We start from the raw sequence: 25,445 nt of genomic DNA on the forward strand, positions 1-25,445 counted from the left end.
CGTTATCCCTTCACAGCGCCTGAGGTGAGACCGCTGACGGCCTTGCGCTGAAGGAAGACGAAGAGGATCAGGATCGGTATGGCGAAGAGCGAGGACGCCGCCATCGTGGCCCCCCAGTCGTCCCCGAAGACCGTCCGGAAGCTGGACAGCCACAGCGGGAGGGTCTGGGACTCGATGTCCTTGTTGAGAATGAGGACCAGGGGGAACTCGTTCCAGGCGGTGATGAACCCGAAGAGCGAGGTGGCCATCAGGCCGGGCGCGAGCAGCGGGAAGATCACCTTTATGAAGGCCTGGGTGCGGGTGCAGCCGTCGACCATGGCCGACTCCTCCAGCTCCTTCGGCACTGCGGCGACGTACCCGCGCAGCGTCAGGATGGTGAAGGGCAGCACCATGATCATGTAGAAGAAGGTCAGCGAGACCAGGCTGTTCAGCAGGTCGGCGTCGCGCACGATCATGTAGATCGCGATGACCATGACCTCCCAGGGGGCCATCTGCGCGATCATGAAGGTGAGGATGAAGCCGCGCCGCCCCTTGAACCGCATGCGTGCGAGCGCGAAGGACGCGAGCAGCGCGATGACGAGCGACATCAGCACCGAAAGCACCGTGACCGTCAGGGAGTTGCCGACCAGGGTCCAGAAGTGGTCCGCGTCCATGGCCGTCTTGAAGTGCTCGAGGGTCGCGTCGGTCGGGAAGAAGACGGGGTCCTCGGAGATGATGTCGCCGGTCGGCTTGAAGGCCGTGGCGAACATCCAGTACACGGGGAACGCGCAGATCGCGAAGAGGACGAGCGCCGTCGCGTTGGGCCACACACGACTGATCAGGGAACGCTTCACAGTTCGTCCTCCTCCTGCTTGATAACGGTGCGCAGGTAGTACGCGGTCAGGGCCAGCAGGGTCAGGATGGTGAGGAACGAGATCGCCGCACCCATGCCGAAGTGCTGGTTGCCGACGCCCTCGACGAAGGCGTAGACCGGCAGGGTCTCGGTGAGCCGGTCGGGGCCGCCCCTGTTGATCGCGAAGAGCTGTGCGAACGACTTGAAGACCCAGATGATCTCGAGGAACGTCGTCGCCCACAGGAACGGCCGCAGGAACGGGAAGGTCACCGAGGTGAAGGACGTCCAGGCGCCGGCGCCGTCCAGCGAGGCGGCCTCGTACAGCTCCTTGGGGATCGTGGTCGTCGCGGCGTAGAGGTTGATCGCCACGAAGGGGATGGACTGCCAGACGATCAGCAGGGTGACCACGGAGAAGGTGGAGAACTGGGTGCCGAACCAGTTGTAGTCGGCCATGGAGTGCCAGCCGAGCTTGTCCAGGATCCAGTTGACGACGCCGAAGCGCTGGGCGAAGAGCCACTGGTAGACGGTGGTGGCCGCGAGCATGGGCATCGCCCAGGCAAGGACCAGGCCGAGCAGCAGCGTCAGCCGCATGCGCTTGCCGAGCCGGGCCAGGAGCAGGCCGATGAGGGTGCCGAGCACCATGATGAGGACGACGTTGACGGCGGTGAAGACGACCGTCCGTGCGACGACCTTCCAGAATTCGGAGCCGGACAGGACCTCTTGGTAGTTGTCGATCCCGTTCCACTCGGTCAGGTGGAGGATCAACTGCCGCGGGTTGAGGTTCTGGAACGACAGCAGGCCGTTCTTCACCAGGGGCCAGCCGAGGAAGACCACGGTGGCCGCCAACGCGGGCAGCAGGAGCAGATAGGGGGCGGACGCGCCGCCTCGCTTACCCGTCCGGTTCTGTCCCTCTCCCGGAGGGGGTGCATCGGTCTTGCTGATCCCGGCCGCCGGGACCGCGTCCGTGCGTTCGGTCTGCACTGACATGCTCGCCATCTCTCTGTGGCCCTACTGGTCATGCACCACGGCGCCGGGGCGCCCCCGATGGGAGGCGCCCCGGTGCGCGGGCGATCAGCTCGTCTGCGAGAGACGCTTGTTGATCTCGTCCTCGACCTGTGCGGCCGCCTCGGCGGGCGACTTACCGTTCAGCACGGCGGTCATGTAGGACTTGATCGGGTTCGGGTCGTTCTCCACGGCGGCCCACTCGGGGATCAGCGGCGTGGTGCCACCGAAGGCCGCGGCCGGGGCGGCAGCCACCGCAGCGGGGTTGGCCGTGAGGTTGGACTGCAGCGACTCCTTGTTCGGGATGACGCCGTTCTCCTTGGCGAGCGCGCCCTCGAACTTGTCGGACAGGGCCAGCTTCAGGAACTCCTGGGCGAGCTCCTGCTTCTTGCTGCCCGCGGCGACCGCGAAGTTGGAGCCACCGAGGAAGACACCCTCGGGCTTGTCGGCCGTCTCACCCGGGATGGTGAAGTAGCCGATGTCCTTCTCGATGGCCTTGTTGGCGGTGATGGCCGTGCCGGCCTCCCAGCCCATGCCGATGAAGGCGCCGACGTTGCCCTTGGCGAAGACCTCGGCCTGCTGCGGGGTCGCCTCGTCCTTGTCCTTGGGGGCCTTGGAGAAGGCCTGGTACTTCTTGTAGAGCTCCATGGCCGCGGTGACCTTCGGGTCCGCCAGGTTGGAGACGTACTTGTCGCCGTCCTTCTTGACCAGGTCGGCACCCTGACCGATGGTCAGGCCGTCGAAGAAGTACCAGTTCTGGCCGGGCAGGTAGATCGGCTCGGCGTCGGTCTTGCTCTCGATCGCCTCGAGGTCCTTGAAGAACTCGTCGCGGGTCTTCGGGGTGTCCGTGATGCCGGCGTCGGCCCAGACCTTCTTGTTGTAGATGACGACGCGGTTGGCGAAGTACCACGGGGCCGCGTACTGCTTGCCGTCGAAGACGGAGGAGGCGTTGAGGGCCTCGGTCCAGTCGGTGCCGATCTCCGACTTGAGGTCACTCAGGTCGGCGAGACCGCCGGTGGCCGCGTAGGCGGGGGTCTGGGTGTTGCCGACCTCAAGGACGTCCGGCGGGTTCTCCTCGGAGAGCGCCGTGGTGATCTTCTGCTGGATGCCGTTCCACTGCTGCGTCTCGAACTTCAGCGTGGCGCCGGTCTGCTTCTCGAAGGCCGCCGTCAGGTCCTTGGTCCAGCCGGGAGGCGTCGAGCCGTCCATCGCCCAGACAGTCAGGGTCTCGCCCTTGAAACCGTCGGCAGCGGCCTTGTCGCCACTGTCGCCGTCGTCTCCCCCACACGCCACGATGGAAACCATCATGCCCGCGATACCGATCGCGGCTATCAGCTTGCGCTTCACGCCATCCTCCTCAGGGATGCCACAATCCCCCCTGCCCACCGCGTGACACACGCCGAGTACTGCCCGTGGGGCTGGGACCTGGACCAATGGTGTAGACCAGTACGGGGAGCTTGGCCTAGACCTAGAGGGGTGTCAAGGGTGTGTAAGCCCGCCCAGTCGGACGTTATGGGACCGACATATGCAGAGACCTTTAAGTAGGTAAGCGGCATAACAGGCAGCCCCGTTCGCGTACGCACGCGGCCGGTACCCGCGCGGTGGACTAGACCAACCAGGAACGCCGACGGTATATAGAGGGGATCACGGAGCGTGCGGGGGGACACTCGCACGGCAAGCCGTGCCACGATGTGAGCCGTGGCCGATCGGGTATGTCGGTCGCTTCGGCACCCGGAGCCGGGAAGGCAGAGCATGAGCACCGACGTCAGCAGTGCGGAGAACGAGGGTGGCGCCCCCATCCGTACCGCGCGCGTGCCCAAGTACTACCGCCTGAAGAAGCACCTGCTCGACATGACGGAGACGCTCCCGCCGGGCACCCCGGTGCCGCCCGAGCGCACGCTGGCGGCCGAGTTCGACACCTCCCGCACGACCGTGCGCCAGGCCCTTCAGGAGCTGGTCGTCGAGGGCCGCCTCGAGCGCATCCAGGGCAAGGGCACCTTCGTCGCCAAGCCGAAGGTCTCCCAGGCGCTCCAACTCACCTCGTACACCGAGGACATGCGGGCCCAGGGCCTCGAACCCACCTCGCAGCTCCTGGACATCGGCTACATCACCGCCGACGAGACCCTCGCCGGCCTGCTCGACATCACCGCCGGCGGCCGGATCCTGCGCATCGAGCGACTGCGCCTCGCGAGCGGCGAGCCGATGGCGATCGAGACGACCCACCTGTCGGCGAAGAGGTTCCCCGCCCTGCGCAGGTCACTCGTCAAGTACACCTCGCTCTACACCGCGCTCGCCGAGGTGTACGACGTCCACCTCGCCGAGGCCGAGGAGACCATCGAGACCTCGCTGGCCACCCCGCGCGAGGCCGGCCTGCTCGGCACCGACGTCGGCCTGCCCATGCTGATGCTCTCCCGCCACTCGATCGACCGGCAGGGCGAGCCCGTCGAGTGGGTGCGGTCGGTGTACCGGGGAGACCGGTACAAGTTCGTCGCGCGACTGAAGCGCCCGCAGGAGTAACCGATATCAACCACCCCCGGAAATAAACCAATTGGCGTGGTGCAAGAGGTGTAGCGCTGCTCCTCTTCCTGTTCTACGGTCCTCCCGTCATCGCATGGACGGGAGGACGACCCGGTGCGCACCGCGAACACTCGATCCATCGTCATCTGGACCCTCGTCGCGCTGGTGAGCGCCGCGGGCTGGTCCGTACTCGCGCTGTCGCGGGGCGAGGAGGTGTCGGCCGCCTGGATGGTCGCCGCCGCGCTCGGCTCGTACGCCATCGCCTATCGCTTCTACTCGAAGTTCATCGCCTACAAGGTGCTCAAGCTCGACAAGACCCGGGCGACCCCTGCGGAGCGGCTGAACGACGGCATCGACTTCCATCCGACCGACCGGCGCGTGCTGCTGGGCCACCACTTCGCGGCGATCGCGGGCGCGGGCCCGCTCGTCGGACCCGTACTGGCCGCGCAGATGGGCTACTTGCCCGGCACCATCTGGATCATCGTCGGCGTGATCTTCGCGGGCGCGGTCCAGGACATGGTCGTCCTGTTCTTCTCCACGCGCCGCGACGGCCGTTCGCTGGGCCAGATGGCCCGCGAGGAGATCGGCCCGTTCGGCGGGGCCGCCGCGCTGGTCGCCACCTTCGCCATCATGATCATCCTGCTCGGCGTACTCGCCCTGGTCATCGTCAACGCGCTCGCGCAGTCGCCGTGGGGCACCTTCTCCATCGCGATGACCATCCCGATCGCGCTGCTGATGGGCTTCTACCTGCGGGTGTTGCGCCCGGGCCGGGTCTCCGAAGTGTCGCTGATCGGCGTCGCGTTGCTGCTGCTCGCGCTGATCGCGGGCCGCTGGGTCGCCGAATCCTCCTGGGCCGACACCTTCACCCTCGCCCCCTCCACGCTGGTCATCTGGATGGTGGCGTACGGCTTCATCGCCTCGATCCTCCCCGTGTGGATGCTGCTCGCCCCCCGCGACTACCTCTCCACCTTCATGAAGATCGGCACGATCGCACTGCTCGCCCTGGGCGTGGTCATCGCGCTGCCGACACTCAAGATGGACCCGGTCACGGACTTCGCCTCCCAGGGCAACGGCCCGGTCTTCGCGGGCTCGCTCTTCCCGTTCGTGTTCATCACCATCGCCTGCGGCGCCCTCTCCGGCTTCCACTCGCTCATCTCGAGCGGCACGACGCCGAAGATGATCCAGAAGGAAACGCAGATCCGGATGATCGGCTACGGCTCCATGCTCATGGAGTCGTCGGTCGCCGTGATGGCGATGGTCGCGGCCTGCATCATCGACCCGGGCCTGTACTTCGCGATGAACGCGCCGTCCGGAGTCATCGGCACCACAGTCGAATCCGCGTCCCAAGCAGTCGCGAGCTTCGGCTACACCATCTCGCCCGCGGACCTGGCGAAGGCGGCCGAACAGGTAGAAGAAGCAACCCTCCTTTCCCGCACCGGAGGCGCACCCACCCTCGCCCTGGGCGTCTCGGAGATCTTCTCCCAGGTCACGGGCGGGAGCCTGCGGGCCTTCTGGTACCACTTCGCGATCATGTTCGAGGCGCTGTTCATCCTGACCGCCCTGGACGCCGGCACGCGCGTGGGCCGGTTCATGCTCCAGGACATGCTGGGCAACGTCTACCGGCCCTTCAAGACGGTGAGTTGGAAGCCCGGGCTCCTCATCACCAGCGCCATCGTGTGCGCCCTGTGGGGCTACTTCCTCTGGGTCGGCGTCCACGAACCACTCGGCGGCATCAACCAGCTGTTCCCGATCTTCGGCATCTCCAACCAGCTGCTGGCCGCGGTGGCCCTGGCGGTCTGCACGACACTCCTGGTGAAGTCCGGACGCCTCAAGTGGGCCTGGGTAACCGGGATTCCGCTGATCTGGGACGCGGTCGTCACCCTCACCGCCAGCTGGCAGAAGGTCTTCTCCAGCAATCCGCGAGTGGGCTTCTTCAAGCAGCGCTCGGTGTACCAGGACGGCATCGACAGGGGCGAGGTCCTCGCGCCCGCCAAGACCATGGACGACATGCACACGGTCGTCACCAACTCCACGGTGGACGGCGTCCTCACAGCGGTCCTCGCCATCCTCGTCGTCGTAGTGATCGCGGACGCGACCCGGGTCTGCATCCGTCACATTCGCCGTCCCGCGCTCTCCACCTTGACCGAGACGCCGTACGTGGAATCGAAGATCATCGCCCCGGCCGGACTGATCCCGACCAAGGAAGAGAAAGCAGAGGAACTCGATGCGGTCGGCGCTACGCAAAGCCATTGACGGAGTGCGCTGGTACGTAAGGGAGTTGACGGACGAATCCGCGTACGACCGCTATGTCGCGCACGCCGGAGCGAACCACCCCCACACCCCCACACCCTCCCGGCGCGAGTTCGAGCGGATGCGAACGAACCGCCAGGAGAAGGACCCCCGGCAAGGCTTCCGCTGCTGCTGAGGACTCAAATACACACATTCGGCAGCCGTTTGCAGACCGATATACGGACAGGGGTTCCGCTTGTGTGACTCCGTCGCCTAGATTGCCTGCGCGTTACACAGGTGATCAGTGAGGGGACGGAGTCGCCATATGTCAGATGTGCCTGAAGTGAAGCCAACGGTGGTCACACCGGTCCGGGCAGTGATCGCTCTCTGCCTGCTGGCCCCGTTCGTGACGATGCTGTGGGTCGGTTCGTATGCGAAGACGGACCCGACCTTCATCGGCATCCCGTTCTTCTACTGGTACCAGATGCTGTGGGTGCTCATCTCGACCGCCCTCACGATGACCGCGTACAAGCTGTGGCAGCGTGACCAGCGCGCCCGCAAGGGGGGTGCCGGAGCATGAACGACGGCGTGAACGGCGTGGCACTCGCCGTCTTCATCTTCTTCTTCCTGGCCGTCACGGTCATGGGCTTCCTGGCCGCGCGCTGGCGCAGGGCGTCGGACGAGCAGAGCCTCGACGAATGGGGCCTGGGCGGCCGTTCGTTCGGCACCTGGGTCACCTGGTTCCTGCTGGGCGGCGACCTGTACACGGCTTACACCTTCGTAGCCGTACCGGCCGCGATCTACGCGGCAGGCGCGGCCGGCTTCTTCGCCGTGCCGTACACGATCCTCGTCTACCCCCTGATCTTCACGTTCCTCCCCCGCCTCTGGTCGGTGTCGCACAAGCACGGCTACGTGACAACGTCGGACTTCGTACGAGGTCGCTTCGGCTCGAAGGGCTTGTCCCTCGCCGTAGCCGTGACCGGCATCCTCGCGACAATGCCCTACATCGCACTCCAACTGGTAGGAATCCAGGCGGTCCTGGACGTCATGGGCGTAGGCGGCGGCGAGAACACCAACTGGTTCATCAAGGACCTCCCCCTCCTCATCGCCTTCGGCGTACTGGCGGCGTACACCTACTCCTCGGGCCTGCGAGCGCCCGCCCTGATCGCGTTCGTGAAGGACACCCTGATCTACATCGTGATCGCGGTGGCCATCATCTACATCCCGATCAAGCTGGGCGGTTTCGACGAGATCTTCAAGGCGGCGAACGACAAGTACACCGCAGCGGGCGCCGGTGGAATCGTCCCGGCCGAAGCCGGGCAATGGACGTACGCCACCCTCGCCCTGGGCTCAGCCCTGGCCCTGTTCATGTACCCGCACTCGATCACCGCGACGCTCTCCTCCCGCAGCCGCGAGGTGATCCGCCGCAACACCACGATCCTCCCCCTGTACTCACTCATGCTGGGCCTCCTGGCCCTGCTCGGCTTCATGGCGATCGCGGCCGGCGTCAAGGTGGAGAACGGCCAACTGGCCATCCCCCAGCTCTTCGAGACCATGTTCCCGGCCTGGTTCGCCGGCGTGGCCTTCGCGGCGATCGGCATCGGCGCCCTGGTCCCGGCCGCCATCATGTCCATCGCGGCCGCGAACCTCTTCACCCGCAACATCTACAAGGACTTCATCAACCCGGACGCGACCCCCGCCCAGGAGACGAAGATCTCCAAACTGGTCTCCCTCCTCGTGAAGGTCGGCGCCCTCGCCTTCGTCCTCACCATGGACAAGACGGTCGCCATCAACTTCCAGCTCCTGGGCGGCATCTGGATCCTCCAGACCTTCCCGGCCCTGGTCGGCGGCCTCTTCACCCGCTGGTTCCACCGCTGGGCGCTGCTCACCGGCTGGGCCGTGGGCATGCTCTACGGCACCCTCGCCGCGTACGGCGTAGCCTCCCCCACCCAGAAACACTTCGGCGGCAGCGCCAAGGAAATCCCCGGCATCGGCGAGATCGGCTACATCGGCCTCACAGCGTTCATCCTGAACGCCGTAGTAACCATCGTCCTCACCTTCGCCTTCCGAGCCGTCAACGCCCCCGACGGCATCGACGAAACGTCCCCCGAGGACTACACGGCAGACGCCGGCGACAAGGGCGTACAGGTAGAACTCCCGCCGGCGACGGCGGGGGCGACTCACTAGGTACCGGTGGGGGCTGGGGGAAGGCGGTTTTTTTCGCCCCCTCCGCCCCTACCCGTCCCTTGCTTCCTGGGGGCTGCCGCCCCCAGACCCCCGCATCGCGCTGACGCGCTCGTCCTCAAACGCCGGACGGGCTGAAAGATCTCCCCCGGCCGGGTGGGTGGGGGATCGGGACGGCATCGCCTCGCCCTCGAACGCCGGACGGGCTGGAGGCACCTAGCCCGCGCTGGAAGACGCAGCCGCCACGGGCGGGCGGGGCATCGGGGGACGGCACCACCCCACCCTCAAACGCCGGACGGGCTGGAGATACCTGGCCCGCGCTGAAAGCGCAGCCCCCACCGCGCCCCCGAACGCCAGACGGGCCAAGACCCGACAGGCTGAGGCAAGCCCCCACGCACCCGCACCCGCCAGATCACCGAAGGGGACGTGCCGGAACGTCCGCCCGCAGCGGCTGGCGCGTCAACACCGGCACGTTGGTGAGCAACCGATTCCGCGCCAGACCGAGGACGGATGCTCCGGTACGGCCCCGACCCACGACGAATGTCCGGCGGCGGCACACTGCTCCCATGGACATGGTCATCAGACGGGCGCAGCCCCACGAATACGAGACCGTCGGCGAACTCACCGCACAGGCCTACCTCGGCGACGGCCTGCTCGACTTCGGGGAGAGCGACGAATACCTCACCGAGCTGCGAGACGTCGCCAAGCGGGCCGCCGCGGCCGAAGTTCTGGTCGCCGTCGAAGGCGACCAGATACTCGGCGGTGTCACCTTCGTACCGGCCGGCGGCCCCATGGCCGACATCGCCCGCCCCGGCGAGGCAGAGATCCGCATGCTCGCGGTCGCCCCCGACGCCCGCGGCCGAGGAGCCGGAGAGACACTCGTCCGCGCCTGCACGGACCGCGCCCGCACCACCGACGACTGCGCCCGCATCGTGCTCTCCACCCAGCGAACCATGCACGCCGCCCACCGCATCTACGAACGCCTCGGCTTCACCCGCACCCCCCACCGCGACTGGAACCCGATCCCCCACCTCGACATCATGCTGCTCACCTACGAGTTGCCCCTCTGACACCCTGAGAAGCCGACACGACACAACATGTGGGGGTGCCACCGCAACCCGGCACTAGATGTATGCTCGTGCTCGCTGTCGCCGCAGGGGAATCCGGTGCGAATCCGGAACTGTCCCGCAACGGTGTACTCATGCGCACCCGTGCCCCGCACGACCGCGCACGTGGCCAGTCCGAGGACCTGCCGACAGCGCGCCCGGCCGTCCGGCCCGGGTGCCGACGACGTCCGGGCCTCGCGGAATGGGCCGGTGGACGCGGCGCACCGCTGCCAAAAGCGTGCGCCCGCTCCCCCGTTCCCACAGGCCCCGTGCCGAGCGAGGGAGAGCCCCCACGTGACCATCGCGCCAGCCGATCCGGCCGCAGCCCTTACGCAGCAGGACCCGGTCACGACGGCCGACCCCGGTGCAGGCCCCGGTGCAGGCCCCGGTGCAGGCCCCGGTGCCGGTGCCGCGCTGCTGCGGACCCTGACCGACCTCACCGCAGACCTCCCCGACGCCGACCCCGGCAGGGTGGCCGCCGCCGCGCTGCGCGGCCGCTCCGCCCGCGCGGACGACGCGGAGTTGCGCGAGCTGGCCACCGAGGCCGCGGCGGGCCTGATCTCCGAGGACCCGGCCTACTCGAAGCTGGCCGCCCGTCTGCTGACGATCAGCATCGCGGAGGAGGCGGCCTCACAGGGCGTGCGGTCCTTCTCCGAATCGGTCACGGTCGGCCACCGCGAGGGCCTGATCGCGGACCGCACCGCGGAGTTCGTACGCCTGCACACGCCCCGCCTCGACGCACTGATCGCCGCCTCCGCCGCCGAGGGGGCCGACGACCGCTTCGGCTACTTCGGCCTGCGCACCCTGCACAGCCGCTACCTCCTCCGCCACCCGATCACCCGCAGGGTCATCGAGACCCCCCAGCACTTCATGCTCCGAGTGGCGTCCGGCCTGGCGGAGGACGACACCACGCGCGCCCTCACCGAAGTCGAGGCGCTCTACCGGCTCATGAGCCGCCTCGACTACCTCCCCTCCTCCCCCACCCTCTTCAACTCCGGTACGCGCCACCCCCAGATGTCGTCCTGCTACCTCCTCGACTCCCCGCTGGACGAGCTGGACTCCATCTACGACCGGTACCACCAGGTCGCGCGCCTCTCGAAGCACGCGGGCGGCATCGGCCTGTCGTACTCCCGTATCCGCTCCCGCGGTTCACTGATCCGCGGTACGAACGGGCACTCCAACGGCATCGTCCCGTTCCTGAAGACCCTCGACGCCTCGGTCGCCGCGGTGAACCAGGGCGGCCGGCGCAAGGGCGCGGCCGCGGTCTACCTGGAGACCTGGCACTCCGACATCGAGGAGTTCCTGGAGCTGCGCGACAACACCGGTGAGGACGCCCGCCGTACGCACAACCTGAACCTCGCGCACTGGATCCCGGACGAGTTCATGCGCCGGGTGAACGAGGACGCCATCTGGTCCCTGTTCTCCCCCTCCGACGTCCCCGATCTGGTCGACCTGTGGGGCGACGAGTTCGACGCGGCGTACCGCAAGGCGGAGGAGGCGGGCCTCGCCAAGAAGACCATCCCGGCCCGCGACCTGTACGGCCGCATGATGCGCACCCTCGCGCAGACCGGCAACGGCTGGATGACCTTCAAGGACGCCGCCAACCGCACCGCCAACCAGACGGCGGAGCCGGGCCACACCGTCCACTCCTCCAACCTCTGCACGGAGATCCTGGAGGTCACGGACGACGGCGAGACGGCGGTCTGCAACCTGGGCTCGGTGAACCTCGGCGCGTTCGTCGACACGGCGGCCGGCGACATCGACTGGGAGCGCCTCGACGAGACCGTCCGCACCGCCGTCACCTTCCTGGACCGCGTGGTCGACATCAACTTCTACCCGACCGAGCAGGCGGGCCGCTCGAACGCGAAGTGGCGCCCGGTGGGCCTGGGCGCGATGGGCCTCCAGGACGTCTTCTTCAAGCTGCGCGTCCCCTTCGACTCGCCGGAGGCCAAGGCACTCTCCACCCGCATCGCCGAGCGCGTCATGCTCGCCGCGTACGAGGCCTCCGCGGACCTCGCCGAGCGCAACGGCCCGCTCCCCGCCTGGGAGAAGACCCGTACGGCCCGCGGCGTGCTGCACCCGGACCACTACGACACCGAGCTCACCTGGCCGGAGCGCTGGGCGGCCCTGCGGGAACGTATCGCCTCGACCGGCATGCGCAACTCGCTCCTCCTCGCCATCGCGCCCACCGCCACGATCGCGTCGATCGCGGGCGTCTACGAGTGCATCGAGCCGCAGGTGTCGAACCTGTTCAAGCGCGAGACGCTTTCGGGCGAGTTCCTCCAGGTCAACTCCTACCTGGTGGCCGAGCTGAAGGCGCTCGGCGTGTGGGACGCGCAGACGAGGGAGGCGCTGCGCGAGTCCAACGGCTCGGTGCAAGGCTTCACTTGGGTTCCCCAGGATGTCCGCGACCTGTACCGCACGGCATGGGAGATCCCGCAGCGCGGCCTGATCGACATGGCCGCCGCCCGCACCCCGTTCCTCGACCAGGCCCAGTCCCTGAACCTCTTCCTGGAGACGCCGACCATCGGCAAGCTCTCCTCGATGTACTCCTACGCCTGGAAGTCGGGCCTGAAGACGACGTACTACCTGCGCTCCCGCCCGGCGACCCGCATCGCCCGCGCGGCACAGGCGCAGGCACAGCCCGAAAAGACCATCCCCGTACAGGCGACCGCCGACGAAGACGCCGTCGCCTGCTCCCTTGAGAACCCCGAGTCCTGCGAGGCCTGCCAGTGAGTACCCCCCAGAAGAATCTTCTCGACCCGGGCTTCGAGCTGACTCTCCGCCCCATGCGCTACCCCGACTTCTACGAGCGCTACCGGGACGCCATCAAGAACACCTGGACCGTCGAGGAGGTCGACCTCCACTCGGACGTCGCCGATCTCGCGAAGCTGTCGGCGGGCGAGCAGCACATGATCGGCCGCCTGGTCGCGTTCTTCGCGACGGGTGACTCGATCGTGGCGAACAACCTGGTGCTGACGCTGTACAAGCACATCAACTCCCCGGAGGCGCGGCTGTACTTGAGCCGTCAGCTCTTCGAGGAAGCGGTCCACGTCCAGTTCTACCTGACGCTGCTCGACACCTATCTCCCCGACCCGGAGGACCGTACGGCCGCCTTCGATGCCGTGGAGAACATCCCCTCCATCCGCGAGAAGGCAGAGTTCTGCTTCAAGTGGATCAACGAGGTCGAGAAGCTGGACCGCCTGGAGACCAAGGCCGACCGCCGCCGCTTCCTGCTCAACCTCATCTGCTTCGCCGCGTGCATCGAGGGGCTCTTCTTCTACGGCGCCTTCGCGTACGTCTACTGGTTCCGCAGTCGGGGTCTGCTGCACGGCCTGGCGACGGGCACCAACTGGGTGTTCCGCGACGAGACGATGCACATGTCCTTCGCGTTCGAGGTGGTCGACACCGTCCGCAAGGAGGAGCCGGAGCTCTTCGACGACCTGCTTCAGCAGGAGGTCACGGACATGCTGCGGGAGGCTGTCGAGGCCGAGCTGCAGTTCGGGCGTGATCTGTGCGGTGAGGGTCTGCCGGGCATGAACACCGAGTCGATGCGCCAGTACCTGGAGTGCGTGGCCGACCAGCGCCTCCAGCGCCTGGGCTTCGCTCCGGTGTACGGCTCGGAGAACCCGTTCTCCTTCATGGAGCTGCAGGGCGTCCAGGAACTGACCAACTTCTTCGAGCGCCGCCCGTCCGCCTACCAGGTCGCGGTGGAGGGCACCGTCGACCTGGACGAGGACTTCTAGTCGCAGTGACCGTCCCCGGCCGCAAGGGCGGGGACGGTCAACTCGACGGTTCTCACGCCGCACGCACGACATCGTGCGTGGTGAGGCCGCGCCGGCTCCGGCCGGCCGAGGCCTGGCCGGACCGGTGGCCGGCCGCCCGGAGCTGCCGGTCGACGCGCAGCTCGTGGGCGTATCCGACCAGCGCGGGGAGGGCCAGGATCAGGAGGATTCCGAGGACGACGAGTGTGTCGGTGATTGCGTTCATGTCCCCACTGTCGCGCCGATCGCCCGCCGGGGTCAGTGGCAGGACTGCCGTAGACCATCGAATTACTGCCACTTCTGAGGCACACTGGTAAACATGCTGAAGAACGTGGCCGTCGCCCTGCTCGACGGCGTACATCCTTTCGAACTCGGCGTCGTCTGCGAGGTGTTCGGCCTCGACCGGAGCGACGAGGGCCTGCCCGTGTACGACTTCGCGGTCGTCTCGGCGGAGGGCCCGACGCTCACCACCCATGTCCCCGGGTTCACGGTCTCCACCCCCTACGGCCTGGACCGGCTCGACGAGGCCGACCTGGTCGTCGTACCGGCCGGGAACGACTACATCGGGCGCAACTACCCGCCCGAACTGCTCGCCGCCCTGCGCCGGGCCACCGAGCGCGGCGCCCGCGTACTCAGCGTCTGCTCCGGGGTCTTCGTGCTCGGCGCGGCGGGGCTGCTGGACGGACGGCGCTGCGCGGCGCACTGGAAGCAGGTGGACGAGCTCGCCCGGCGCCACCCGCGGGCGATCGTCGAACCGGATGTGCTGTACGTCGACGAGGACCCCGTCATCACCTCGGCCGGCACCGCCTCCGGAATCGACGCCTGCCTGCACATCGTCCGCAAGGAGCAGGGTCCCGAGGTCGCCAACGCCATCGCGCGGCGCATGGTGGTGCCCCCGCACCGCGACGGCGGCCAGGCCCAGTACATCGAGCGGCCGCTGCCGAACACCCCCTGCGACACGGTCGGTGAGGTGCTCATCTGGATGGAGCGCAACCTCGACGAGGAGGTGACCGTCGAGCAGCTCGCGGCCCGCGCCCACATGTCCCCGCGCACCTTCGCGCGCCGCTTCCAGCAGGAGACGGGCACCACCCCGTACCGCTGGATCCTGCGCCAACGGGTGCTGTTGGCGCAGGAGTTGCTGGAGGCGTCGGACGAGACGATGGACGCGATCGCGGGCCGCACCGGCTTCGGGAACGCGGCGGCGCTGCGCCACCAGTTCGTACGGAGTCTGGGCACGACCCCGCAGGCGTACCGGCGCACGTTCAGGGGCCCGCAGGCTGCCTGAACGCGCACCAGTACGGACGCGGGGTCAGCGCGGCACAGCTTTCAGCCGCAGCCGGTGCGGCCGCAGCGTGATGCCGACATGCGGCGCGTCATTGGATCCGGACACCTGCTCGAAGCGCCACCTGGACGCGATCGTGGCCGTGACGAGGGTCAGCTGGGCCATCGAGAAGTGGTCACTGGGACACTTCCGGTTGCCCACGCTGAACGGGCGCATCGCGTACTTCGGCAGGTCCTTGGACCTTTCCGGAAGCCAGCGGTCGGGGTCGAAATCGAGGTGCCGCTCGTACGACCGCGGGTCGCGCTGGATCGCGTACGGGCTGTAGACGATGTCGGCCCCGGCCGGAATGCGATAGCCGCCCAGCTCGGTTTCGGTCACCGCCCGCCGCGTCAATATCCATACGGCGGGGCGCAAGCGCAGTGCCTCGACGACGACATTGTTCGTGTGCGACAGCTTCCGGACATCGCCGAATGCGACCGGCCGGCCGCCCGTGACGGATTCGACCTCCTCACTGATGCGCCGTGCCTGATCCGGATACGCGGCGAGCACCTGCAGCAGCCACATGAGGGTTGACGCGATGGTTTCGCTGCCGGGGGTGAGTATCGCGACGACTTGGTCGTGGATCTCCTGTTCGTCGATGGGGTCGCCGTTGCCGTCCTTCGCCTCCAGCAATGCCGTCAGCAAATCGTCCGGCTTTTGACCAGATGTGCGACGCTCGTCGATGATCTCGTCGACGAGTGCATGCAAATCGGCCAATGCACGATCGAATTTGCGGTGGGCCGGAAGCGGCAGCCGATAGAGCGGCCCCGCCGGAATGACCATGCGCCGGTACATGCCGCGGAAGACGGTGGCGAGCGCGGTGCTCAGGCGCTCGGCCCGCTCGTCCATGAACTGGCCGCGCAGCAGGCAGCGGGCCGCGATCCGGACGGCGACGCGGAACGACTCCGATGTGCAGTCGACCGCCCCTCCGGACTCCCAGCGAGCCGCGAACGCACGCGCCTCCTCCTCCATGATCGGCCCGTACTCGGGGATGATGTCGAGCCGGAACGCGGGCTGGATCGTCCGCCGTTGGCGCCTGTGCAGCGGCCCGGTGGCGGTCGCGACCCCCTTCTTGCCGAGGAGCCCCTCGAGGGACTCCCACAACGGGCCGCCGATCTCGAAGTCGGGGCTCAGCGCCACAGCCCCGCTGAGATCGGGGGTGGTGACCGCGTACACCGTCTTGGGGCCCATCTTCAGGCGGACGACGTCGCCGTGGTCGCGCAGTTGGGCCAGGAAGCCCAGCGGGTCGCGGACCAGTTTCCAGCCGTGTCCGAGGCCGGGCACACCGCCTCCCGCGAGGGGCGGGGTGGGCAGCTCCAGCGTCTGAGGAACGTCAGATCGTACGGACTCGACGGTCATTTCTCACCTGCCGCTTCGTTGTTGACGTACGGGGGTGTGGAGCGGTCGTCCCAGCTGTCGACCATGTACCGGCCGGACTCGTGGTGGAACCAGTACACGGAACTGAACCAGTTCCGCATATTGCCCAGACACGCCTTCAGGGCGACGCTCGTTTCCTTTCCCTGCACCGTCCCGTCCGCGAGAGTGTCCGCGAGCCGGAATGCGTCCCTTTCGGCGATCGAGAATTCACTGATGCATTCCTCGACGCGCCGCCGGACTTCCGTGACGGCCTCTTCGAGAGTCAGCCCCTCGTGGTGAATGAGACTGATTCCGAGATTGTGGACCTCATCGCCCGCGATTTCCTTGGGGAGCGAGCACAGATCGTTGTACCAGGCGGCGAATTCCTGACTGAGCAGCGCCGCCTTCCGATATGCGGGGTGATTCCGCACCGAGGCGGGGAGTTCGTACCCCGCACTGGGTTCCAGAAGGTCGGTCCAGATCCAGTGCGCGAACGTCAGCCGACGGAGTTCGAGATATTCCGCGACCGTCGGGACGGTGCCGGAGGTCCGGTTCCGGAACTCCCGGTCGTACGCCTCGATCACCGCGTGGAAGTGGAGTGCGAAACGCTCGTTCCACTTCGTGCCGAGGAACGAGTACAGCCGCACCATGCTGTCCGCGAACGCCGCGACCAGGGGATCCTCGTGGTGCAGGTGGTTTCTCGGCGAGTCGAGGGCCGCATGCAACTGGAACCTGAGCCTCCGCCAGGCGCCGGGCCTGCCGTGGATGACATCACGGTCGTGGCGGTCGTCCCAGACGAAGAACCACGCACTGTAGTCCGCTATCGCCTGCATGACCTCGTCGGGGGCGCCAATGTAGTAGCCCGCCATGAGGTCGGTGTAGCACAGGCCGTCGGCATATTCCTCGACCTTGTCGGGCGGCATAAGCCGCTTTTCGAGGAGCCAGGCCCTGGTGTTCTCCTGTAGCCGGGGCCAATACGGGTGGAGTTGACGGGGAAACTCAGCCTCGATCACCGGGAGAGAGAGCGCCGGTGGAACCGCGACCGCTGTTGGTGTCGAAGAAGTGCTCTGCGCGAAAGCATGCACGAACAAACCCCTCTCAGCCGCCTGTTGACGTCACGCCCCTCCCGCTGTGCCGGGCGTGCGCCGTTGCGTATCCCCGCACTTCCCATTCAGCACCACAACTGACCGTTCTGGGAACGGATTTGCTCCACTCACTACCCTAAGATGCCGAGAATCTCCCCTTGTATGACTGAATCTGGATCACTCAATGAGCACATGGGATCGAACGTGCGACGCACATACGAACGGCGCCTGGTCAGGAGGTTCCTGACCAGGCGCCGTACAAGGAGGTTCGAGGAGGTGCCTCACGAGAGACCGCGAGCCACACCTGTCATTTTCTGTCTCAGTCGTTCAACGTGCCCGCTCGGACATCGGTCACGACGTGTCGTCAGTCGTTCGCCACGATCGGGTAGCGGGGCTCGTTCTCGGCCATCTGCCGCAGCGCGTCCTTGCGCTCACGCTTGGAGAGCCGGTCGATGTACAGGTAGCCGTACAGGTGATCCGTCTCGTGCTGGAGGCAGCGTGAGAAGTAGCCGGTGCCGCGCACCTTGATGGGATTGCCCTTCTCGTCCTGCCCCGTGACCTCGGCGTAGTCGGGGCGGGCGAGCGGCGCGTACGCGGTCGGTACGGAGAGGCAGCCCTCGTTGCTGTCGTCCAGGCGGCGCTGCTCGGCGGGCAGCTCGACGAGCACGGGGTTGCAGACCACGCCCGTGTGCCGCTTGCCGTCGTCGTCGGGGCAGTCGTACACGAAGACCTTCAGGTCGACGCCGATCTGGTTGGCGGCCAGGCCCACGCCCTCGGCGGTGTGCTGGCTGGCGAACATGTCGGCGACCAACTGCGCCAGCTCGTCGCCGAAGTCGGTGACGTCCTTGCACTCCTTGTGCAGCACCGGATTCCCGACGACGGTGATCGGCCGCGAGGTACCGCGCTCGCGATAGGCGGCCTCGCGCTCCTCGCAGTCCTCGATGTCGATGACGAAGCCCTCGTCGTCCACGGGGAGCACGCCCACGTGCTGCTGATCGGTGTCCTGCTGCGCCATGACGGACGTACGCCTTCCTGGAAAACGGGGGGTGTGATGCTGATACAGGGTACGGGGAACGCGCCTCAGGCGGCGCGGGGCTGTGTCTGACATGCGGCTCCGCCGCGTGGGTGCGACCAGCCACGACCGCCCCGCAGCGGTCCACGTACCTAGCAAACTTCTTCGAGATCCCGCCAGTCCCTGGAGTCAGGGCTGTCCGCAACCCACCCGTCCAGCAGCCCCCTCACCAGCGAAGCCGGCGCAGCCAACCCGCACTCCCGCTCGGGCACCCACAGCTGCCCGTCGGTGCGATGGCCGAGCGGCCCCGGGTGGCCGGGCTCACTGTGATCGTGGGGATCAAGATGCTCCCCGTCGCCCTCGTCCGACGGCATCCGCGACTCGGAGCACATCCGGCACAGCAGCCGCACGGACGACGACCAGTCCTCCGCGGCGAACCCGGCGTCGGCGGCGAGCTGCTCCAGCGCGTCCCGGTCGTCCTCGGTGGCCGCTTCGAGCAGGACCACCCAGGTAGGCACCGGCGACGGCGCCCACAGCTCGATCTCGTCGAACACGGGGTAGGCGTGCCCGGCGGCGGTGGTCCGCTCCCCGTGCGGCACCCCGTCGTGCAGTACGACCTCACCCCAGCGCCGCCCCGAAGACGGCAGCGGAATGGACAGCACCTCGATGCGGGCGGGGTCGAGCCGCCGCCCCCACACGACCTCGGCCTCACCTTCCGGAGACAGCCGTACGGCCGCACTGCCGAGGTCCATGCCCACCGGCTCCCCGGAGACAGCGGCCCCGCCGGGGACCCGCAGCCCGTACGCCTGCCAGGAACGGCGGGCCAGCGGCCAGTCCTGGAGGGCGGTGGCGGCGATCCCGACGTTCCACCAGTCAGGTGCGCCGGTCTCCCGGTCGAGGAGAGCCACGGCCCTGAGCCCCGCCGCCCGCGCCTGCTCCCAGTCGTGCCGGAACTTGTGCAGCAGCGCCAGGTTGAACCAGGACTCGGACAGCCACGGCTCCAGGTCCGCGGCGCGCGTCAGCAGCGCGCCCGCGTCCTCGTACCGTCCGTCGCCGATCAGCGTGAACGCACGGTCGGTGGCCTGCCGCCATGAGGCGGAGGGCCGGTGTCGTCCCTTGCCGAAGATCCTCACGATTCCCGCCTGCCAGTTCCTTGCGATTCCCGCCTGCCGGTCCCTTGAAAAGTTCCCTGAAGAGTCCTTGGAGGACAACGCGGCCCTGGGCCTGCCCATGCCCCCGAACACCCTCTTCCTCGCATCCAACCACGTACCGTCGGACGGCCGCTCATTACCCATGGGTTACCCAGCCTGGGGCAGGCTAAGGCCGCCCCGCAACAGCACCCTGGCCAGCGACTCCACGACCTCGGGCTGATAGTCGCGGGCCGTCCCCAGGCGCAGCTTCTCGAGTGCCGTCAGCGGCCCTCCCGGCCCTGCTTCCCTGGCCATCTCCTCGTACGCGTTCACGGCCCGCACAATCCGTGCGGTGACCGGCTGCTCCCGGTACGGATCCGCCTGCCGCTCCACCACCACCGCCACCTCCGCGTCGACCCCGGTCTGGCGTACGACGGCTCCCCCGAGGAGGGCTATCCGCCGCTGTTCGTCCGCCGGGAGTACGGCGGTGGCCCCGGCCGGAACCGGGTCGAGAAGGCTGAGCTGTCCGATGTCGTGCATCAGCGCCGCGTACTCCAACACGGTCAGATCCGGCTCCGAAAGGCCCAGCTCCCGCCCGACGGCCTGGCTGAGCACGGCCACCCGCCGGGCATGCCCGGCAGGCGTGTATCCCGCTATCTCGGTGGCCCGGGCCAGCGAGGCGATGGTCTGCCGATACGTCACGCGCACGGCGGCATACCGCCGGAAGGACAGCTGCGTGAGCAGCAACGGCAGCGAGAACACGGGCAGCGCCCAGAGCCCGACCACCGCGACGGCCAGCGCCATCACGGCCCCCGTCGCACACACGGCCGACCCGATGCCCAGCGACGCCCGCAGCTCGTCCCGCAGCAGCGGCCCGAACGGCCACCGGGTCCGGGAGTGCGCCATCGCCGCCGCGAGCACGGCATCGCACAGCGCGGTGAGCACCAGCAGCGCGACCAGCAACAGGGCGTACGCGGGACCGCCCCACTCCAGGAACTCCCCCTGGTTGTACAGAGGTTGGAAACACACGGCGGCGAACCCGACGGTCAGCACCCGCCGTGTGAGGTGGTCGACGGTCGGCCCACGCCCCCTGGCCACATGCGGCACACACCCCAGCAGCCCGGCCGCCACAACCACCGCGACCACCTGAAACGCCCCGTGGTGCGTCGCCTGCCCCGCGTTCTCCCCGAGCAGCGCGTACGCCAGCGCCCCCGCGGCCCCGAGCGGAGCGGACTCCCGCTCCTCGGCACCGCTCCAGCGGGTGAGCTCGCCCACCGCTATGAGGAGACCGAAGGCGAGGGCGACACGGCGGTCTTCGAGACCGGCCCAGAGGGTGACGGCAAGGGAAACGAGGGCGAGGAGAAGGGCGAAGGCACGGACGAGGGTGAGGGCGAGTGGGGGGCGAGGTGAACTCATGGGCCACTCCGACCGACGACGCTTGTCGGGTCACCTTCCAGCCGACTGGAAACGGGTGGCGGAGCGGGCGGGCGAACACCGCCGCGAAGCGGCGGGCTGCTGTCAGCCGTAACGGCGGGATGCCACCCATACCGAGCCAGCGCAAGCGCCAACGCCCCCACCATCTCCGGATCGAACTGCGCCCCCGAACACCGCTCGAGCTCCTCAAGAGCGGCCGGCACCGGCCGGGCCCGCCGATAGGACCGCGTGGACGTCATCGCGTCGAAGGCGTCCGCGACAGCCACCACCCGGGCGAACTCCGGGATCTGCGCCCCCACCAGCCCGTACGGATATCCGCTCCCGTCCAGCCGCTCATGGTGATGCAGGATCGCCGACCGGGCCTCGCCCAGAAACCCGATTCCCCGCACCATCTCGTGCCCGTACTCGGGATGCAGTTCGATGACCCGCCGCTCCTCGGGAGTCAGCGGCCCGTCCTTCCGCAACAGCCGGGTGGGCACCCCCAGCTTCCCCACGTCATGCAGGATCCCGGCGAACCGCAGCACCTCGACGCGCTCGTCGTCCATGCCGAGTTCACGCGCGATCATCATCGACGCCTGCCCGACCCGCTCACTGTGCCCGCGCGTGTACCCGTCCTTGATGTCGACGGCCTGGACGAGTGCGCGAATGGTGGCCTGGTGGGCGGCCCGTTCCCGGTGGTACTGGGCGAACACCCAGCAGGACACGTACATCGGCAACAGCACGAGCAGCGCGGCGACAGGCCCGTACGGACTGCGCCACAGCACCGCCATCATCAGCCCGGCGAGCCCGTGCACGGCGACGGGCGCGAGCGAGCGCGGAAAGAGCCCGCGCCAGGCGCTGCGCACCGGCACCCGCTCGGCCAGCGCGAGAATCCCGCCGTCGAGGACGGTCTGCACGAGGCAGAAGGTCAGTACCGCGGCCCCGGCGGGCACGAGCGCGTAGGGGAAGTCGGGCGCGACCACGGCGTCCCGGCCGCCGAGCGCCCAGTGCACCCGGGAAGCCGCCCAGACCGCGACGGCGAGCTGCGCCGCCCGCCAGATCCGCCGCAGCCACCGCGGCCGCTGCTCGACCCGGGCGAGCAGCGCCCCCGGCAGCGCGACGAGCGCGGCGGCCGGGGGCGGCAGCAGAAAGGCCCCGGCCAGCAGCACGGGGAGGAAGGTGCCCATCCCTCTGGGGACCTCGCGGCCGGGGGCACCCGCGGCCCTGGGACCACGCGGAAGGGTGATCCGCTCGCACCCGGCGTACAGCACGGCGAGCAGAGCGACGATCCACCACGGGACCCGGACGGTCGGCAGCGGGGCGAGACAGACCAGGGCACCGAGAACGACACAGGCCACGTACGCACGGGCCGACGCCGGCACCGACCCCATCTCCTCGTCCCCTCCCCGACTCCAGGATTCCGGAGCCTAGGACGGCGGGGACGGCACAGGGACGCCAACGGCCGAATCCGTGGGCTCAGAGCCCACGGATTAGCACGTTCGGGTGATAACCGGACGATCCTGCGGGATGCCCGGACCGGGATTCAGGACTCCTGCGGAGTCGCTGCCACGTCATGCTCGGGCACGACCTGCCCCGACCGGATCAGGTCGATGCGCCCCATGACCTTGGCGCGCAGATCGGTCGGCACATCGTCCTGACCGCAGCACCGCTTGACCAGCTTCTTCACGGCCTGCTCGAGCCCGTACTTCTCCAGGCACGGAGAGCACTCCTCGAAGTGAACTTCGAACTTGGTGCAGTCCGCGTCCGGCATCTCGTGGTCGAGGAACTCGTAGAGGTGGTCGAGTACCTCACTGCAGTCCGTCTCGTGCGGCTCTCCGCAGCTCATGAGCCCGAGCCTTTCGCTTCGTTCGACTCTCCGGCACCGGCCGGAACCAGCCCGCGGTCACGCGCGTAGTCCTCGAGCATGCCGCGCAGTTGGCGACGGCCCCGGTGCAGCCGGGACATCACCGTGCCGATGGGTGTCCCCATGATGTCCGCGATCTCCTTGTACGCAAAGCCCTCTACGTCCGCGAGATAGACGGCGATCCGGAATTCCTCGGGGATCGCCTGCAGCGCCGACTTGACGTCCGAGTCGGGCAGGTGATCAAGCGCCTGCGACTCGGCGGAGCGCAGTCCGGTCGACATGTGCGACTCGGCGCGCGCCAGCTGCCAGTCCTCGATCTCCTCGGCCGCACTGCGCTGGGGCTCGCGCTGCTTCTTGCGGTACGAGTTGATGAAGGTGTTCGTGAGGATGCGGTAGAGCCATGCCTTGAGGTTGGTGCCCTCGCGGAACTGGTGGAAGGACGCATACGCCTTCGCGTACGTCTCCTGCACCAGGTCCTCGGCGTCGGCCGGATTGCGCGTCATGCGCAGCGCGGCCGAGTACATCTGGTCGAGGAATTCGAGCGCGTCCCGCTCGAAGCGCAGGCTGCGCTCGGCGGACGACTCCGTGCTCGTGCCCTGGCCCTCGGGCTGCTCCGCCTGGCCGTGTTCGGTCCCTGCGTCGGTCCCAGTGACCGGACCCACCTCCTCCAGCGACGTAGCGAGACCGAGACCGGTCCCACTGGAATCGGAGGATAGACGAACATCCACACCCGCCGCCGCCCGAATAGGCACGGTCTTACCCGCGTGCAGCACCGTCCAGTCCAGGTCAGCGCTGCTGTTACGGCTCGGGCAGATGGTCGAACCCATGCGGCGGACTTCCTCTCGTGCTAACGGTCCAGCACACGCTCCGTGCTGTCTGTACTCGCACAACAGAGGTCCGCCGCTCAACATTCCCGGGCGTTACGCGAGTGACGAGGTCCACTTCACAACACCGTCAGTGACGATCTTCAGAGCCTCGTCCTGCCCGAGCGGCGCCCGTTTCGGAACGGCGAAACCATGATCGCCGTACGGCACCTCGATGATCTCGTACGACCCCTCGGGGAACTCCTCGGGCTTCCCGAACGGATCGTTTCCGCCCTGTACGACGAGAGTGGGCACCCCGGAGCCGAGCAGCTCCTCGGCGCGCGACTTCTCGGGCCGGCCCGGCGGATGCAGCGGAAAACTGAGTGCGAGCACGGCAGCGGCGCCCAGCTCCACGGCCGTACGACAGGCCACACGAGCCCCGGCACTACGCCCACCGGCAACCACCGGAAGCCCGCCCGCGGCGACCGCGGGCCACACCCCCCGCCACCCCACATCGAGCGTCTTCGGCGCGGGAGCCACCTTCTTCCCGGCCACCCGCCAAGGCTGCTCAACAAGCGCGACACTCACTCCGTGCGCAGGCAACACCTCCACCAAGGCCTGAAGATCACGCGCCTCGATCCCCCCACCGGCCCCATGACTGAGGGCAAGAACAAGCCGCGCAGCAGAGGCTGGATACCAGGTGACGCGAGCCACACCAGCATCGGTCTCAATAATCTCGATCACACCACAAGAGTCTGCCTTCTCACTCCCCCAGCTGTGGGCATGCGTGCCGCTAGGGGCGGCAGCCCACCCACCCGTCGGTCGTAGCTGTGGGCATGCGTGCCGCTAGGGGCGGCAGCCCACCCACCCGTCGGTCGTAGCTGTGGGCATGCGTGCCGCTAGGGGCGGCACGGGTGGGCACAGCGGCACCCCGCAAGCGCCGGGCCACGCGACCCACCCCGACCCCAGCCCCACCCCGGGCACCCGGTCAGAACAAGGTCCCTTCCTCCGGCCCCTCCAGCTCCTTGAGCAACTCGGGCCCGTTGTTCCGCACATTGCTCACGGCAGTGGAAACGGGATACGCCCGCATCAACCCCGCCGGAGGCGGAGCGAGCAAAGACCGCAGATCCTCGACATCGGTCCGCGAGGGATCCAGCCACGCATCCCACCGATCCGGCGTAAGCATCAAAGGCATCCGGGGATGAATGTCGGCCAAAGCATGCGGCCCATCGCCGGGGGCAACCGCAAGCGGCGTGGTCTCCGCCTCAGTCGTAATGACGGAACACGTCACCCACCACGCCAGCGGATGCTCATCGGGAAGCGTCCGATCCCGCCAGAACTCGTACAGCCCGGCCATGGCGAACACAGACCCGTCCGCCGGCGTCACGAAATACGGCTGCTTACGAGCCCGCTTCTTCTTCCCCTCGACCTCAAGATCCCGCTCACCGACACCGGTGACCCACTCGTAGTAGCCGTCGGCAGGGATGACGCACCGCCGGGCGGCAAAGGCCCGCCGGTACGAGGGCTTCTCATGCACGGTCTCCGCACGCGCGTTGATCATCCGAGCCCCGCCCTCGGGCGTCTTGGCCCAGGACGGAACGAGCCCCCACTTGAGTGTGCGCAGCTGGCGAACCGGTCGCGGATCGGCGGCGTCCTTAACGGGACGGTCGAGGACCGCGTAGACCTCTTTGGTGGGTGCCACGTTGAAATCGGGGGCCAGAGCCTCCTCCGGCTCCCACTTCTCGACTTCAAAGATTCCTGCGAGATCCTCGGGGCCACGACTCGCTGCATACCGTCCGCACATACGTGCCACACTGCCAGATTCCA

General features: G+C 68.0%; 23 protein-coding genes and 1 riboswitch. Of the genes, 9 read left to right on the plus strand and 14 right to left on the minus strand.

What is annotated here, in order from left to right; all coding sequences use genetic code 11:
- Positions 1-2: 2 nt before the first annotated feature.
- The 3 genes from OG266_RS14435 to OG266_RS14445 all read right to left on the minus strand — a co-directional run bounded on the left by OG266_RS14435 (position 3) and on the right by OG266_RS14445 (position 3,181).
- On the minus strand, positions 3-833 hold the full coding sequence (locus OG266_RS14435; RefSeq protein WP_266454493.1) for a carbohydrate ABC transporter permease: 831 nt from the start codon (positions 831-833) through the stop codon (positions 3-5).
- Positions 830-1,819 carry a carbohydrate ABC transporter permease gene (locus OG266_RS14440; RefSeq protein WP_266454495.1) on the minus strand — a complete coding sequence of 330 codons (990 nt, stop codon included), beginning with the start codon at positions 1,817-1,819 and terminating at the stop codon, positions 830-832. The genes OG266_RS14435 and OG266_RS14440 overlap by 4 nt, the downstream gene beginning before the upstream one ends.
- Positions 1,820-1,903: 84 nt before the next feature.
- Positions 1,904-3,181 carry an extracellular solute-binding protein gene (locus OG266_RS14445; RefSeq protein ID WP_371546015.1) on the minus strand — a complete coding sequence of 426 codons (1,278 nt, stop codon included), beginning with the start codon at positions 3,179-3,181 and terminating at the stop codon, positions 1,904-1,906.
- A gap of 405 nt (positions 3,182-3,586) precedes the next feature.
- Here OG266_RS14445 and OG266_RS14450 point away from each other — a divergent pair, with 405 nt between their 5' ends.
- From OG266_RS14450 to OG266_RS14485, 8 genes are all read left to right on the plus strand, one after another.
- A complete protein-coding gene (locus OG266_RS14450; RefSeq protein ID WP_266454498.1) occupies positions 3,587-4,351 on the plus strand; it encodes a GntR family transcriptional regulator in 765 nt (254 codons plus the stop codon).
- Between the two features lie 114 nt (positions 4,352-4,465).
- Entirely contained in the window at positions 4,466-6,604 is a 2,139-nt protein-coding gene (locus OG266_RS14455) for a carbon starvation CstA family protein (RefSeq protein WP_266454500.1), read from the plus strand.
- A complete protein-coding gene (locus OG266_RS14460; RefSeq protein ID WP_266454501.1) occupies positions 6,576-6,776 on the plus strand; it encodes a YbdD/YjiX family protein in 201 nt (66 codons plus the stop codon). Before OG266_RS14455 ends, OG266_RS14460 begins: the two co-directional genes overlap by 29 nt.
- Positions 6,777-6,905: 129 nt before the next feature.
- Complete coding sequence (locus OG266_RS14465) at positions 6,906-7,160, plus strand: DUF3311 domain-containing protein (RefSeq protein WP_371546017.1); 255 nt, start codon at positions 6,906-6,908, stop codon at positions 7,158-7,160.
- On the plus strand, positions 7,157-8,767 hold the full coding sequence (mctP, locus tag OG266_RS14470; protein WP_371546018.1) for a monocarboxylate uptake permease MctP: 1,611 nt from the start codon (positions 7,157-7,159) through the stop codon (positions 8,765-8,767). Before OG266_RS14465 ends, mctP begins: the two co-directional genes overlap by 4 nt.
- 563 nt (positions 8,768-9,330) lie before the next feature.
- A complete protein-coding gene (locus OG266_RS14475; RefSeq protein ID WP_371546019.1) occupies positions 9,331-9,834 on the plus strand; it encodes a GNAT family N-acetyltransferase in 504 nt (167 codons plus the stop codon).
- Between the two features lie 87 nt (positions 9,835-9,921).
- Positions 9,922-10,014: riboswitch (cobalamin riboswitch) on the plus strand.
- 150 nt (positions 10,015-10,164) lie between these two features.
- A complete protein-coding gene (locus OG266_RS14480; RefSeq protein ID WP_371546020.1) occupies positions 10,165-12,606 on the plus strand; it encodes a ribonucleoside-diphosphate reductase subunit alpha in 2,442 nt (813 codons plus the stop codon).
- A 53-nt stretch (positions 12,607-12,659) separates the two neighbouring features.
- A complete protein-coding gene (locus tag OG266_RS14485; protein ID WP_371552789.1) occupies positions 12,660-13,616 on the plus strand; it encodes a ribonucleotide-diphosphate reductase subunit beta in 957 nt (318 codons plus the stop codon).
- 52 nt (positions 13,617-13,668) lie between these two features.
- Here the strand turns inward: OG266_RS14485 and OG266_RS14490 are convergent, their stop codons facing one another.
- On the minus strand, positions 13,669-13,860 hold the full coding sequence (locus tag OG266_RS14490) for a hypothetical protein (protein ID WP_329545615.1): 192 nt from the start codon (positions 13,858-13,860) through the stop codon (positions 13,669-13,671).
- A 93-nt stretch (positions 13,861-13,953) separates the two neighbouring features.
- On the opposite strand from OG266_RS14490, the gene OG266_RS14495 reads away from it, so the two are divergent.
- The gene (locus OG266_RS14495) at positions 13,954-14,919 is read left to right on the plus strand and encodes a GlxA family transcriptional regulator (RefSeq protein WP_371546022.1); all 966 of its coding nucleotides are present in this window, start codon (positions 13,954-13,956) and stop codon (positions 14,917-14,919) included.
- Positions 14,920-14,943: 24 nt separating this feature from the next.
- Here OG266_RS14495 and OG266_RS14500 read toward each other — a convergent pair whose 3' ends face one another.
- The 10 genes from OG266_RS14500 to OG266_RS14545 all read right to left on the minus strand — a co-directional run bounded on the left by OG266_RS14500 (position 14,944) and on the right by OG266_RS14545 (position 25,422).
- Positions 14,944-16,314 carry a cytochrome P450 gene (locus tag OG266_RS14500; protein ID WP_266454516.1) on the minus strand — a complete coding sequence of 457 codons (1,371 nt, stop codon included), beginning with the start codon at positions 16,312-16,314 and terminating at the stop codon, positions 14,944-14,946.
- A complete protein-coding gene (gene cyc1, locus OG266_RS14505) occupies positions 16,311-17,396 on the minus strand; it encodes an epi-isozizaene synthase (protein ID WP_326720766.1) in 1,086 nt (361 codons plus the stop codon). The genes OG266_RS14500 and cyc1 overlap by 4 nt, the downstream gene beginning before the upstream one ends.
- A 364-nt stretch (positions 17,397-17,760) precedes the next feature.
- Entirely contained in the window at positions 17,761-18,411 is a 651-nt protein-coding gene (gene def / locus OG266_RS14510; RefSeq protein WP_266454522.1) for a peptide deformylase, read from the minus strand.
- Positions 18,412-18,560: 149 nt separating this feature from the next.
- The gene (locus OG266_RS14515; RefSeq protein WP_266454525.1) at positions 18,561-19,541 is read right to left on the minus strand and encodes a hypothetical protein; all 981 of its coding nucleotides are present in this window, start codon (positions 19,539-19,541) and stop codon (positions 18,561-18,563) included.
- A 165-nt stretch (positions 19,542-19,706) separates the two neighbouring features.
- Positions 19,707-20,954 (minus strand): HD-GYP domain-containing protein, encoded by a 1,248-nt coding sequence (locus OG266_RS14520; protein ID WP_371546025.1) that lies wholly within the window; start codon positions 20,952-20,954, stop codon positions 19,707-19,709.
- On the minus strand, positions 20,951-22,342 hold the full coding sequence (locus tag OG266_RS14525; RefSeq protein ID WP_371546027.1) for an HD domain-containing phosphohydrolase: 1,392 nt from the start codon (positions 22,340-22,342) through the stop codon (positions 20,951-20,953). Before OG266_RS14525 ends, OG266_RS14520 begins: the two co-directional genes overlap by 4 nt.
- Positions 22,343-22,494: 152 nt before the next feature.
- Positions 22,495-22,797 carry a mycothiol system anti-sigma-R factor gene (gene rsrA, locus OG266_RS14530; protein WP_266454534.1) on the minus strand — a complete coding sequence of 101 codons (303 nt, stop codon included), beginning with the start codon at positions 22,795-22,797 and terminating at the stop codon, positions 22,495-22,497.
- Positions 22,794-23,477, minus strand: coding sequence for an RNA polymerase sigma factor SigR (sigR, locus tag OG266_RS14535; RefSeq protein ID WP_266454537.1), 684 nt, complete (start codon positions 23,475-23,477; stop codon positions 22,794-22,796). The genes rsrA and sigR overlap by 4 nt, the downstream gene beginning before the upstream one ends.
- Before the next feature lie 258 nt (positions 23,478-23,735).
- Positions 23,736-24,362 carry an alpha/beta family hydrolase gene (locus tag OG266_RS14540; protein ID WP_371546029.1) on the minus strand — a complete coding sequence of 209 codons (627 nt, stop codon included), beginning with the start codon at positions 24,360-24,362 and terminating at the stop codon, positions 23,736-23,738.
- A gap of 244 nt (positions 24,363-24,606) precedes the next feature.
- Positions 24,607-25,422 carry an SOS response-associated peptidase gene (locus tag OG266_RS14545; protein WP_371546030.1) on the minus strand — a complete coding sequence of 272 codons (816 nt, stop codon included), beginning with the start codon at positions 25,420-25,422 and terminating at the stop codon, positions 24,607-24,609.
- Between the last annotated feature and the right edge of the window lie 23 nt (positions 25,423-25,445).

It is taken from the genome of Streptomyces sp. NBC_00554 (genome assembly GCF_041431135.1).
In the GTDB taxonomy this organism is placed as follows: Bacteria; Actinomycetota; Actinomycetes; order Streptomycetales; family Streptomycetaceae; genus Streptomyces.